The organism is Salmonella sp. 32100201201700099SM (assembly GCF_017572645.1).
Classification (GTDB): Bacteria; Pseudomonadota; Gammaproteobacteria; order Enterobacterales; family Enterobacteriaceae; genus Salmonella; species Salmonella enterica.
This window is the reverse complement of record NZ_JAGERQ010000001.1, coordinates 23,222-35,043: the sequence shown is the minus strand read 5'-3', so window position 1 is coordinate 35,043 and position 11,822 is coordinate 23,222. Positions and strand designations below refer to the sequence as shown.

General features: G+C 44.7%; 13 protein-coding genes and 1 pseudogene. 9 read left to right on the top strand and 5 right to left on the bottom strand.

Features of this window, described 5'->3' with window-relative positions; all coding sequences use genetic code 11:
• Positions 1-103 precede the first annotated feature (103 nt).
• The 3 genes from msgA to J4685_RS00145 all read left to right on the top strand — a co-directional run bounded on the left by msgA (position 104) and on the right by J4685_RS00145 (position 2,476).
• Positions 104-343, top strand: coding sequence for a virulence protein MsgA (gene msgA, locus J4685_RS00155; protein WP_000497451.1), 240 nt, complete (start codon positions 104-106; stop codon positions 341-343).
• Positions 344-1,216: 873 nt separating this feature from the next.
• Positions 1,217-2,026 carry a cytolethal distending toxin S-CDT gene (gene cdtB, locus J4685_RS00150; protein ID WP_011233072.1) on the top strand — a complete coding sequence of 270 codons (810 nt, stop codon included), beginning with the start codon at positions 1,217-1,219 and terminating at the stop codon, positions 2,024-2,026.
• A 72-nt stretch (positions 2,027-2,098) separates the two neighbouring features.
• The gene (locus tag J4685_RS00145; protein ID WP_001277616.1) at positions 2,099-2,476 is read left to right on the top strand and encodes a DUF1353 domain-containing protein; all 378 of its coding nucleotides are present in this window, start codon (positions 2,099-2,101) and stop codon (positions 2,474-2,476) included.
• 147 nt (positions 2,477-2,623) lie between these two features.
• Here the strand turns inward: J4685_RS00145 and J4685_RS00140 are convergent, their stop codons facing one another.
• From J4685_RS00140 to pltB, 3 genes are all read right to left on the bottom strand, one after another.
• Positions 2,624-3,166: a glycoside hydrolase family 108 protein gene (locus J4685_RS00140; RefSeq protein ID WP_000158843.1), complete on the bottom strand. Its 543-nt coding sequence runs from the start codon at positions 3,164-3,166 to the stop codon at positions 2,624-2,626.
• Between the two features lie 191 nt (positions 3,167-3,357).
• The gene (gene pltA, locus J4685_RS00135; RefSeq protein ID WP_011233073.1) at positions 3,358-4,086 is read right to left on the bottom strand and encodes a typhoid-like toxin S-CDT ADP-ribosylating subunit PltA; all 729 of its coding nucleotides are present in this window, start codon (positions 4,084-4,086) and stop codon (positions 3,358-3,360) included.
• Positions 4,087-4,102: 16 nt separating this feature from the next.
• Complete coding sequence (pltB, locus tag J4685_RS00130) at positions 4,103-4,516, bottom strand: typhoid-like toxin S-CDT binding subunit PltB (protein WP_011233074.1); 414 nt, start codon at positions 4,514-4,516, stop codon at positions 4,103-4,105.
• A gap of 612 nt (positions 4,517-5,128) precedes the next feature.
• Between pltB and J4685_RS22370 the strand changes: the two are divergent.
• Positions 5,129-5,275: pseudogene (locus J4685_RS22370) on the top strand (hypothetical protein); the annotation flags it as partial.
• Between the two features lie 187 nt (positions 5,276-5,462).
• On the opposite strand, the gene sopF reads toward J4685_RS22370, so the two are convergent.
• Together sopF and icd are read right to left on the bottom strand one after the other, a co-directional pair.
• Positions 5,463-6,587 (bottom strand): type III secretion system effector SopF, encoded by a 1,125-nt coding sequence (gene sopF / locus J4685_RS00125; RefSeq protein WP_000915986.1) that lies wholly within the window; start codon positions 6,585-6,587, stop codon positions 5,463-5,465.
• 458 nt (positions 6,588-7,045) lie between these two features.
• Entirely contained in the window at positions 7,046-8,296 is a 1,251-nt protein-coding gene (gene icd, locus J4685_RS00120) for an NADP-dependent isocitrate dehydrogenase (RefSeq protein ID WP_000444503.1), read from the bottom strand.
• A gap of 171 nt (positions 8,297-8,467) precedes the next feature.
• On the opposite strand from icd, the gene rluE reads away from it, so the two are divergent.
• The 5 genes from rluE (at position 8,468) to hflD (ending at position 11,820) form a co-directional block, all read left to right on the top strand.
• Positions 8,468-9,133: a 23S rRNA pseudouridine(2457) synthase RluE gene (gene rluE, locus J4685_RS00115; RefSeq protein WP_001249417.1), complete on the top strand. Its 666-nt coding sequence runs from the start codon at positions 8,468-8,470 to the stop codon at positions 9,131-9,133.
• Complete coding sequence (locus J4685_RS00110) at positions 9,130-9,459, top strand: lysozyme inhibitor LprI family protein (RefSeq protein ID WP_000825956.1); 330 nt, start codon at positions 9,130-9,132, stop codon at positions 9,457-9,459. Before rluE ends, J4685_RS00110 begins: the two co-directional genes overlap by 4 nt.
• An 11-nt stretch (positions 9,460-9,470) precedes the next feature.
• Positions 9,471-9,932: an NUDIX hydrolase gene (locus tag J4685_RS00105; protein WP_000476064.1), complete on the top strand. Its 462-nt coding sequence runs from the start codon at positions 9,471-9,473 to the stop codon at positions 9,930-9,932.
• Between the two features lie 53 nt (positions 9,933-9,985).
• Positions 9,986-11,092 carry a tRNA 2-thiouridine(34) synthase MnmA gene (gene mnmA / locus J4685_RS00100; protein WP_000004540.1) on the top strand — a complete coding sequence of 369 codons (1,107 nt, stop codon included), beginning with the start codon at positions 9,986-9,988 and terminating at the stop codon, positions 11,090-11,092.
• A gap of 86 nt (positions 11,093-11,178) precedes the next feature.
• On the top strand, positions 11,179-11,820 hold the full coding sequence (gene hflD, locus J4685_RS00095) for a high frequency lysogenization protein HflD (protein WP_001519653.1): 642 nt from the start codon (positions 11,179-11,181) through the stop codon (positions 11,818-11,820).
• Positions 11,821-11,822: the final 2 nt, after the last annotated feature.

Below are 11,822 nucleotides of genomic sequence, written 5' to 3'. Positions count from 1 at the left end.
TCACGTCCGCAACGTCAGGATGACAAAACGGCGGCTAAACCTTGACACCAGTTATATACCCAGCTTAAATACTGCTCATCCAACCAGTAAAAAGGAAATGGCGATGTTCGTCGAACTCGTTTATGACAAGCGAAATGTTGAAGGTTTGCCAGGCGCACGCGAAATCATCCTCAATGAACTCACAAAACGCGTACATCAACTTTTTCCCGATGCGCAAGTGAAAGTTAAGCCAATGCAGGCGAACGCATTAAACAGTGACTGTACAAAAACCGAGAAAGAACGACTGCACCGTATGCTGGAAGAGATGTTTGAAGAGGCTGATATGTGGCTGGTCGCCGAATAACGTCCCCTCCTGCGAAAGCGACATGTCCGATCGAAAACAGCGCCCTGAGGCGCTGTCTGTGACGATATAACGCAAACGCCACCACTCAGAACATGTAGCGGAAGTTGGCGTTTATCGCATGGTCAACATGCTATTTGCCAAATGCCGCCAGCTCCAGTCATTGTCACTGAACGTTTTGCCCAGTGCCACACCTGTACGCCCTATCAACGGATTATACGTTTTGTTGCGCATCGACGCTATTGGTCACGGTTTTACAGTAAAAACGGTACCTGTTCTCAGACTCTTCCGGCGTCAGTGCACCGTTATAATGATGAGGTCTGACGCTATTGTAGCCGTTCAAGATGTAACCATTGATTTATTTGGTTTTCTTGTTCACTAAGTTACCTGTTTTGTGTTGAGGTGAGAACATCGCCTTTAATCAGGTGGCCAAATTTACTATGTCACTACAAGAGTGAGAATAGATGAAATGTCACCTCCCTCACAGGGATATAATAATCCTGGTAATGAAAAATTTATGTTTACTTATAAAGTACTAATGATATCGAATCTCTATTTCCACATATAAATCAACCCAATACAGTTACAATGAGATAAGTGAATGTAGTTTTAAATTCAGTTAGTTGTTTATCTATAGTTGTCTCTTTGGTATTAACAATAATTAATTGATTGTACTGAATAAACTATCATTTTACCTCTGTAATAGACATCTATTTTAGTTTTATTGACGTTAGACTATGTATCTTACTATCTGCACAAGACATAGAACCAGAAACAAGTCAGGCATTGCCAGAATAAAATCAATGTCATGAAACAATGGGTTATGAACACATATATCATTCAGATAAAGAAGTAATAATCGGGAGAGTAGATATCATGAAAAAACCTGTTTTTTTCCTTCTGACCATGATCATCTGCAGCTATATTTCTTTTGCCTGCGCTAATATCAGTGACTACAAAGTTATGACCTGGAATCTTCAGGGCTCTTCAGCATCTACAGAAAGTAAATGGAATGTCAATGTCAGACAGCTTTTAAGCGGTACTGCCGGTGTGGATATTCTTATGGTACAGGAGGCCGGTGCTGTTCCCACCTCAGCGGTTCCTACCGGACGACATATTCAGCCTTTTGGAGTGGGTATTCCCATTGATGAATACACCTGGAATCTCGGAACCACCAGCCGTCAGGATATAAGATATATCTACTACTCGGCTATTGATGTTGGAGCACGCCGTGTTAATCTGGCAATAGTTTCCAGACAAAGAGCGGATAATGTTTATGTCTTGCGTCCGACAACTGTCGCATCTCGCCCCGTCATTGGCATCGGACTGGGTAATGATGTTTTTCTGACAGCGCACGCACTGGCTAGTGGAGGTCCGGATGCTGCAGCTATTGTCAGGGTTACCATTAATTTTTTTAGACAACCTCAGATGCGGCATTTATCCTGGTTTCTTGCCGGGGATTTTAATCGCAGCCCAGACAGACTTGAAAATGACCTGATGACTGAGCATCTGGAACGAGTTGTAGCCGTACTCGCACCTACAGAACCCACGCAAATTAGCGGTGGTATTTTAGATTATGGGGTCATTGTCGATCGAGCACCTTATTCACAAAGGGTCGAAGCATTACGTAATCCACAACTCGCTTCTGATCATTATCCCGTAGCCTTTTTGGCACGAAGCTGTTAATGAGTAAATAGCGTTGACGACATGTACTTTGAGCGTAAGGTGCAGAATATATATTTATTATAAGGTAAAATTATGAGTTGTTTTACCAGTCCAGCAATTATGGAAATGTTAGGTCATTATAAATGGCGTGTTTATGAGCCATTCAGGTTTTATCTCAGTGAAGATAAAAATGATGTCATTGAAGTACCGGTAGGATTCGTTACCGACCTTGCCACTGTTCCGCGTATTTTCTGGTCATTATTACCACCGGATGGTGAATATGCCAAAGCGGCAATCATTCATGACTACCTGTATCATTATCCATTACGTAACAGAAAAGAGTCCGATCTCATATTCCTGGATGGGATGAAAGTTCTGGGCGTGCCAAAATGGAAAAGGATAATAATGTATTTAGCCGTAAGAATATTTGGCTGGAAATACTATCATTCTCATACCATACAACATAATTAATTTCTCGTTTTTAACACACAAAGAACTATAGAAAAACCTGACGCCTTAATATAGTAATAATGAGACTTAGTGGCTTTCACCAGTTCTCTGTGTGAATATATCATTATATGCTATCATCACAAACCGCTATAGTGGTAAGTAAGGGAATTACAATCTTACCCGTTCCTTTATCCATCCATAAACAAATGATTCATTCGCCTGGCGCTTTTCAGCTAACTCCAGATAGCGTTGTCCCTGACTACAATTCAATGCCCGGATAAGTATCATTTCGCCCTCATCTCTCCGGTGAGAGAGAAAAAATGTTAGTGCCGAAAGCGTCCGTGGCCCAATCTGACCATCTGCTATCAAATCCGGATAAATTTTTTGCTGATCATTAAAAACATTAAGCCAACGCTGGAAGTACTTAATCGGAATTGAGGGTCCCATGTTCACACCAGTATCACAAAGCTCAGCTGCGATAGAGTGAGAGATAATGGCAACCTGATCAAGTCGTGGACCATACCAATAATCTGCCTCAAGGATTTTTAATGCTTGATTACGGGTAAGATTCCGCATATCCCCCATATAGCCATTAGCCCGGGCCGTCGTCAGGGTTATACCCCAATGCGTTGGTCCCCCCCTGTCGTCAGGGTGATCAACGTAACCGCCTTCTCTACTAAGGATAGCTGCAAAGATTTCATCTTTAGTCATAATAACTCCTTCTAATATTAATAAAATACGTACCTGAATGCTATGATTGATAATGCAATGAATCTGATAAAAAACTTATTGAAGTATATAAACATTTATATTTAAGTGGATAGCCAACTTAATAAACAATATTAACCAGACCACTAATAAACGGTCTGTTTAATTTAATAGGCAACATAGGTAAGTTTCATTTATTTAGAAAGTATAAGTTCTATTACAGGTCTTGCATCATAAAAAGACATGTTGTATACGTCAGCTCTTTGCCCTCGATGTGACTGACATACGCTACCTATTGAAAAGCATGAACTTATTAATGGGCCGAATGCATCAATTCGTTGTTGGGTATACGTCTGCGGTTCCGGAAGAAAAGGTATCACACCAGGATTAGACGTAGTGCTTAAACCTAAATAACTGGCATTCATTGTGCTTACACCATCCTTTACCAGACCGGTTGCGCTATCATAAACTAGCGCCACGGCCTTTTGAATATTCTCGGGTAAAATAGATAATGTGGAAACATACTCTCTTTGCAATCGCATCATCGTTTTTTCATAAGCATTAAAGTGACCACCTTGCGTTTCCAGATAGGTGATGGATGGGAGCAAGCTGTAGAAATTATTATCTGCACGAATCTGATATCTGTATAAATTACCTTTGAATGTTGAGCGAGAATAGTACGCTCTGGCTATAGCATATGTTTGATTAACACTTGAGGTTGTTGCAATATAGCGACTGTCACTACTTCCACCACTACATGACCTTCCACTAATAAATTGCTGAAAGTTACGGTTATACCCAAGTAGTGAAAACCCATCGCGAAAAATAACGTCCGGCGGGGTTGAGTCCACACGATACACAAAATCTACAGCATAGTTATTAAAGCTAACTATAGATAAGGTTAAGAATATTAACTTTTTCATTATTTCTTCTCCCCTCTTACTTGGGTCCAAAGCATTGTGTCGCACTGCACGATGATAGTCCCACAAGAGCATTTGCTGAAAAGGTATTAACAAAAAGCGGATAGGTCCAGATATTTTTTTGAACATGAATCCTTACGGATTGCCCTGTACTGTAAAAATATCTTGCCTGATCAAGAAGTTCTTTAAAGGAGGGCGCCCATATGCTCTGCTTTGATACCGCACATGCAACAACTGGTGTACCACTACCGTTAGCTTTAACCGTTTTTATGCAAAAATAAGGACTAGTATCTATCTGACCAACATGTAATTCACTGATAACTTCGTCTGAGTAATAGGCGTTCGTATTATCTCCTGTCCACTCAGCGCTGGCATTAAAAGAATAAATGAGAATTAATAATGTATAAACAGGCACAAACTTATTTATATACATACTACTCTCCTGTACATTTAAAATAATTAACAAAGCACAAATTTATTATATCTTATCACATCAAAATTCAGTCTATCATGATTTACTTCAACACAATGTTACCAACCACAACAAACACTCAAATTACTTGTAAATAGTAATAATACACATATAAAAAATTTCATCACTGATAATAAGCCACACCTATTTTATCAGTTACAGAATTTCTGCCACGGTAATAACACAGGTACTTCCGGCTCATATTGATCGCCGTCGTCTGTCTACTGGTTTTTATTTTCAGCAAAGCAGGACATAACTCATTAATAAATTGACGGTAATTTAACAAGCCCGCCCTCTGCAAGAACATTCTGGATAACTATCAGATCACTATTATAGGATCAAAGAGTGGGGAATAAATCATTATCATCCAACTGAATCATGGACGACATCTTATTAACTGGCAATCTTTTTCCGGTGTAGTGATCCTACCCGCGTGATCTATCTGTACCCTCCTGGTAAAGTGTCAGGCAATTTAGTCAGCCTATTGTTGATAACCGCCAGAAAAGTAATATGTTCAGGAAGATGATCTAATAAAGTTGTGAGTTGTAGGTCGCTGAGATCTAGTATAAGGCAATAATATTTCAAACATTCCCGCATCCAAGTTTGTTGAACGAAAATTTACTTAAAGAAAAAATAATAAGCCTTAATATTTTTTGCAGTATTTCAACTTATAGCAGAATAAATGTGCGTAGATGGCGTAAAAACCTGATGAGCAGGAATATCGATAGCCAGCAGGCGCTTCTGCTGGTCCATATTCCTCCATTTTGCCAGGCCATACTGGAGCGCCACCCAGGTATCTGCCAGAGCGGTCCTGCTATAATAAATATAAAAGCAGTTACTGCCTACCTCAAGAAGTATGTGCTCATGATCATTTAAAGCTCTTTTAAAGAGACTGATAATAATCTTGTCAATATAATATTATGCAGTCTCTATTAAGCGCCTGGCTTATTTGTTTTGCATAATCATATAGTTGACTTTCCGAGTAAGAGTTTTCTTGCAAAGACAAATAAACATGCTTTATATCTCTGAATAAACATACATCACCATGAATATGAGCCTCTATATAATTCCCTTCATAGCCTGTACCATAATTAGAATGAGCTAAAAATTTTTCGCCCTTAGCCATTTTAACCAAACTCTTAAAGCAATTATAACCAAAAAAATCATTTTGACAGGATGCAATCAGGTTCTCCATATGGCAAAATGTAGATAATTTACTAGTATCCAGGCCAAATCTGTGGCCGTAGATATCAAAAGGTGAGAATGTACAATTTGTTTTTACATTATCATTTAATTCAAAAAATGATTTCCCATAGGCGCTGGCACCTCCATTTTCACCGTTCAGAAAGTCCAGTGCAGCATAAATTGGTCTGCTTGTAGGGCTAAAAGTTTTACTGTTGGGAGTATATGCTACGGAAAAACCGCCTGTCTGACCATATGGGGCATAAGGTGAATCTGCAAGCTTCTCCAGTTCAAATGCTTTAGTTTCAACTGAATCACGCCCGACATTATAAGCAGGTAAATCTCCCGGTCTGCAACCTAATGCATAAGAGTTCAGATATTCTTTATTTTTTAAGAGAGAGACAAAGTCAATTTTTGCTGCATTAAAATTTATTGTCAGCCGGGCATTTTGTAAAATATCCACCATCTTATTTAGTAAGAGAGCGCAATCTATTTCGGCACCACACTCACGGCTTATCCGCCTGAGCGCTTTTTCTCTTATTATGTCAGCGTCGCGCTGACACCTGGAATGAATATGCGCAAGTACTTGTTTTCCAAAAAGGCGACCATACACCTTTTTACGCTCTTCATTGCTGAGACCGCAAAACACTTCGTCAAAAGAAAGCCTGTACGCTGCGCTTACAGAACCTCTCGCCGCTCTGCTTTCTGGAAATGGCGGAACATCTTCAACAACATTTTTAATTTGCTGAATGTCTGAAGACAGAGGAGTACGTCCGACATTTTTTTCCTTATCTGTTTCCAGATATTCCGGAACCTTCACACTTCCACTGTAGAAGATAAGTTTGAGCATATGTCTCCTGAATTTTTATGACTAATATAGCATTCACTTTCGCTGACGTATTCTTTACCAAGCTGATATTTCAACACCTCTTAACAGCCTTATAGAAGTGCAAATAAAGACACTAATAATTTCATAAAATGCTTAATCTACCCACTATTGCAGGCAATAAATCATCACCTTTTATTGAAATAATCCCCTGATAATAACAATAAATCTGGTAAGGCACTTTCAAAAAATAGCCAAACCACACATCATAAAGAAAACCACCACAATCAAAATCGGTAACTATCAGCTTTCAGGGGGTCTCAGGTTATCATGACGATCGGCGTAAAGGATGGATTACTATTGCGGTCAGAATTGAGGGAGTTTTGATAAATTTTTTTGATAAAATTTTGATAACCGTTCGAATGCTAATAATAAAAACGGGGACGTTAAGTCCCCGTTTTTGTTTTTAACAATTATCGTTATTACATATTTGCGATAATCGCGTCGCCAAACTCACTACATTTCAGCAGCTTAGCGCCTTCCATCAGGCGTTCAAAGTCATAGGTCACGGTCTTCGCGGCAATCGCGCCTTCCATACCTTTAACAATCAGATCCGCCGCTTCGAACCACTGCATGTGGCGCAGCATCATCTCCGCAGACAGAATAATGGAGCCTGGGTTGACTTTATCCTGGCCCGCATATTTCGGCGCAGTCCCGTGAGTCGCTTCAAACAACGCGCATTCGTCGCCGATATTCGCACCCGGTGCAATACCGATACCGCCAACCTGAGCCGCCAGGGCATCGGAAATATAGTCACCGTTCAGGTTCATACAGGCGATAACGTCGTATTCCGCCGGACGCAACAGGATCTGTTGCAGGAACGCATCGGCGATAACGTCTTTAACCACAATCTCTTTACCCGTGTTCGGGTTCTTAATTTTCAGCCACGGACCGCCGTCAATAAGCTCACCGCCGAACTCGTCGCGCGCCAACTGGTAGCCCCAGTCTTTAAACGCGCCTTCGGTGAACTTCATGATATTGCCTTTATGTACCAGCGTGACGGAATCGCGATCGTTGGTAATAGCGTATTCAATCGCCGCGCGAACCAGACGTTTAGTGCCTTCTTCAGAACATGGTTTGATACCGATACCGCAGTGCTCCGGGAAGCGAATTTTCTTCACGCCCATCTCTTCGCGCAGGAACTTGATCACTTTCTCAGCGTCTGCAGAGTCAGCTTTCCATTCAATTCCGGCGTAGATGTCTTCAGAGTTTTCACGGAAGATGACCATATCGGTCAGCTCCGGATGTTTCACCGGACTTGGCGTGCCCTGATAGTAACGAACGGGACGCAGACAAACGTACAGGTCAAGCTCCTGACGCAGGGCAACGTTCAGAGAGCGAATACCGCCGCCAACCGGCGTGGTCAACGGACCTTTAATCGCTACGCGGTAATCACGAATCAAATCAAGGGCTTCAGCGGGGAGCCAGACATCCTGGCCGTAAACCTGTGTGGATTTTTCTCCGGTGTAAATTTCCATCCAGGAAATTTTACGCTCGCCTTTATAGGCTTTCTCGACGGCGGCATCGACCACTTTAAGCATGGCAGGAGTGACATCAACACCGATACCATCGCCTTCAATAAACGGGATAATCGGATTCTCAGGAACGTTGAGTTTGCCGTTTTGCAGGGTGATCTTCTTACCTTCCACCGGAACAACTACTTTGCTTTCCATTCACCTCTCCTTCGAGCGCTTCTGGTTTGCTCGTCTGTCATCGCGCTGCATGTGCAATGGCGTCCTGCTGCACGACTGCGTTAGAGCAATTTTTTGTTAATGTTTTGTAATGAGCATGTCAATACTACCCTATTGTTTGCCGCCATGAAAGACACTCATTATTGCGCTATAATGCGGCAATTAATAAGTTCTGAAAACACCATGCAAAAAACTTCTTTTAGAAATCACTACGTTAAGCGATTCAGCTCACGACAAGCATCTAAATCACGGAAAGAAAACCAGCCAAAACGCGTGGTTTTGTTCAATAAACCTTACGATGTGTTGCCGCAGTTCACGGATGAAGCAGGTCGCCGCACGTTAAAAGATTTTATTCCTGTGCAAGGCGTTTATGCCGCAGGCCGCCTGGACCGCGACAGCGAAGGGCTTTTGGTGCTGACTAATGACGGCGCGCTGCAGGCGCGCCTCACGCAACCGGGCAAACGCACCGGCAAGATTTACTATGTTCAGGTAGAAAGTATCCCGGATAATGCAGCGCTGCAGGCGCTTCGTACTGGCGTCACGCTCAACGATGGCCCTACCCTGCCCGCCGGTATTGAGATTGTCGCGGAGCCTGACTGGCTGTGGCCGCGCACCCCGCCGATTCGCGAACGGAAGAATATTCCCACCAGTTGGCTAAAAGTCACCTTATATGAAGGCCGCAACCGCCAGGTAAGACGCATGACAGCGCATGTCGGTCATCCCACTCTACGATTAATTCGTTACAGCATGGGCGACTACACGCTCAACGGCCTCGATAATGGACAGTGGCGCGAGATCGCACAGGAGAAAGACAGATGAAACGGCTTCTCATTGCTTTTGCTTTATTAACACCGTTATCCGTTAATGCGGCCAGCTTCGACTGCCAGAAAGCGCAGGCTGCGGATGAAAAGGCTATCTGCGCGCATCTGACGCTGAATGATAAAGACGTGGAAATGCACACCAAATATCAGTTTCTGAAAGGGTTGTTCGCGATGGGCAGTCGCGGCGCCCTGCAGGACGCCCAGCAGAGCTGGCTTAAACAGCGTCAGCAGTGCAAGGCCGACGTCACCTGCCTGACAAAAGCTTATAACGAGCGTCTGAAACAGCTTGACGCGATCTATGACCACATTGATAAACCGCTTTAATAAGGATGCCTATGTTCAAGCCGCACGTGACCGTTGCCTGCATCGTACATGCCGAAGATAAATTTCTGGTGGTGGAAGAGACCATCAACGGTAAATCGTTATGGAATCAACCTGCCGGACACCTGGAGGCAGATGAAACGCTGGCGCAGGCCGCCGCGCGTGAACTGTGGGAAGAGACTGGCATCACGGCGCAACCACAGTATTTTATCCGTATGCATCAGTGGATTGCGCCGGATAAGACCCCGTTCCTGCGCTTTTTATTCGCTATCAAGCTTGATCATATTTGCGCGACCGCCCCCCATGACAATGACATCGATTGCTGCCGTTGGGTGAGCGCCGACGAGATTCTGAACGCGCCGAATTTACGTTCTCCGCTGGTGGCTGAAAGCATTCGCAGTTATCAAACGGGACAACGTTACCCCTTATCTATAGTGGGCGAATTTAACTGGCCGTTTACAGAGGGTGTCAAGTAAAGGGCTGCGTGATAGAATACGCCGCCTTGAAGTTCAATGTCGCGAGCATTCCAATGTCAGAAAGCCCAAAAAAAGTGATCGTCGGCATGTCCGGCGGTGTCGATTCCTCCGTTTCCGCCTGGCTGTTGCAACAACAGGGTTATCAGGTAGAAGGCCTGTTCATGAAGAACTGGGAAGAGGACGATGGTGAGGAATACTGTACCGCGGCAGCCGATCTGGCTGACGCGCAGGCCGTGTGCGACAAGCTTGGCATTGAACTGCATACCGTTAATTTTGCCGCAGAATATTGGGATAACGTCTTTGAACTGTTCCTTGAAGAGTACAAAGCAGGCCGTACGCCGAACCCGGATATTCTGTGCAATAAAGAGATCAAATTTAAAGCCTTCCTTGAATTTGCCGCAGAAGATTTAGGCGCCGACTATATCGCCACCGGTCACTACGTTCGCCGCGCGGATGTAAACGGCAAAAGCCGGTTGTTGCGCGGGCTCGACGGCAACAAAGATCAGAGCTACTTCCTCTACACACTTGGCCATGAGCAGATTGCGCAAAGTCTGTTCCCGGTTGGCGAGCTGGAAAAACCGCAGGTGCGTAAAATCGCCGAAGATCTGGGGCTGGTAACCGCAAAGAAAAAAGATTCTACCGGTATCTGCTTTATCGGCGAGCGCAAATTCCGCGACTTTTTAGGGCGCTATCTGCCTGCGCAGCCGGGGAAAATCATTACCGTTGACGGCGATGAAATCGGCGAGCATCAGGGTCTGATGTATCATACGCTCGGTCAGCGTAAAGGGCTGGGAATCGGCGGCACCAAAGACGGTAGCGAAGACCCCTGGTATGTGGTGGATAAAGACGTTGAAAACAATGTGTTAATTGTCGCCCAGGGGCATGAGCACCCACGCCTGATGTCGGTAGGCCTCATCGCCCAGCAGCTACATTGGGTCGATCGCGAACCGTTCACCGGCACCCTGCGCTGTACGGTAAAAACCCGCTACCGCCAGACCGATATTCCGTGCACGATTAACGCGCTGGATGACGATCGTATCGAGGTCATTTTTGACGAGCCGGTTGCCGCCGTTACGCCGGGCCAGTCCGCTGTCTTTTACAGCGGCGAAGTCTGCCTGGGCGGCGGCATTATCGAGCAGCGACTGCCGCTGACGGTCTGATTATTCAATACACAACATCATTCAAGTCGCCTCAAAGCGGCTTAAAAGATGAAGTGTATTTTATTTGATACAAGGAAGCAGTGATTGTGGCAAAGAATTATTATGACATCACCCTCGCGCTGTCTGGCATTTGCCAGTCGGCACGCCTGGTGCAACAACTGGCGCACCAGGGGCACTGTGATGCCGACGCGTTGCACGTTTCACTCAACAGTGTCATTGATATGAATCCCAGTTCTACTCTGGGCGTGTTCGGCGGCAGCGAAGCTAACCTGCGTCTTGGTCTGGAAACACTGCTCGGCGTGCTGAATGCCAGCAGCCGACAAGGACTTAACGCCGAACTGACGCGTTATACGCTTAGCCTGATGGTGCTGGAGCGCAAGCTGTCATCCGCCAAAGGCGCATTGAATACGTTAGGCGATCGCATTAACGGCCTGCAGCGCCAGCTTGATCATTTTGATTTACAGTCAGACACGTTAATGAGCGCCATGGCGGGCATCTACGTGGATGTGATTAGCCCATTGGGCCCGCGCATTCAGGTGACGGGCTCCCCGGCCGTTCTGCAAAGTCCGCAGGTGCAGGCCAAAGTCCGCGCCTCGCTACTGGCAGGCATCCGTGCAGCCGTGCTCTGGCATCAGGTAGGCGGTGGTCGCCTACAGCTTATGTTTTCTCGTCATCGCCTGACGACTCAGGCAAAACAAATTCTTGCTCATTTAACCCCGGAGTTATGATC

Coding starts and splice junctions, on each gene's coding strand:
- cdtB (WP_011233072.1), top strand. CDS start 1,217: ATGAAAAAACCTGTTTTTTTCCTTCTGACCATGATCATCTGCAGCTAT.
- mnmA (WP_000004540.1), top strand. CDS start 9,986: ATGTCAGAAAGCCCAAAAAAAGTGATCGTCGGCATGTCCGGCGGTGTC.
- rluE (WP_001249417.1), top strand. CDS start 8,468: ATGCGGCAATTAATAAGTTCTGAAAACACCATGCAAAAAACTTCTTTT.
- J4685_RS00140 (WP_000158843.1), bottom strand. CDS start 3,166: ATGACTAAAGATGAAATCTTTGCAGCTATCCTTAGTAGAGAAGGCGGT.
- msgA (WP_000497451.1), top strand. CDS start 104: ATGTTCGTCGAACTCGTTTATGACAAGCGAAATGTTGAAGGTTTGCCA.
- J4685_RS00145 (WP_001277616.1), top strand. CDS start 2,099: ATGAGTTGTTTTACCAGTCCAGCAATTATGGAAATGTTAGGTCATTAT.
- J4685_RS00105 (WP_000476064.1), top strand. CDS start 9,471: ATGTTCAAGCCGCACGTGACCGTTGCCTGCATCGTACATGCCGAAGAT.
- pltB (WP_011233074.1), bottom strand. CDS start 4,516: ATGTATATAAATAAGTTTGTGCCTGTTTATACATTATTAATTCTCATT.
- J4685_RS00110 (WP_000825956.1), top strand. CDS start 9,130: ATGAAACGGCTTCTCATTGCTTTTGCTTTATTAACACCGTTATCCGTT.
- icd (WP_000444503.1), bottom strand. CDS start 8,296: ATGGAAAGCAAAGTAGTTGTTCCGGTGGAAGGTAAGAAGATCACCCTG.
- pltA (WP_011233073.1), bottom strand. CDS start 4,086: ATGAAAAAGTTAATATTCTTAACCTTATCTATAGTTAGCTTTAATAAC.
- sopF (WP_000915986.1), bottom strand. CDS start 6,587: ATGCTCAAACTTATCTTCTACAGTGGAAGTGTGAAGGTTCCGGAATAT.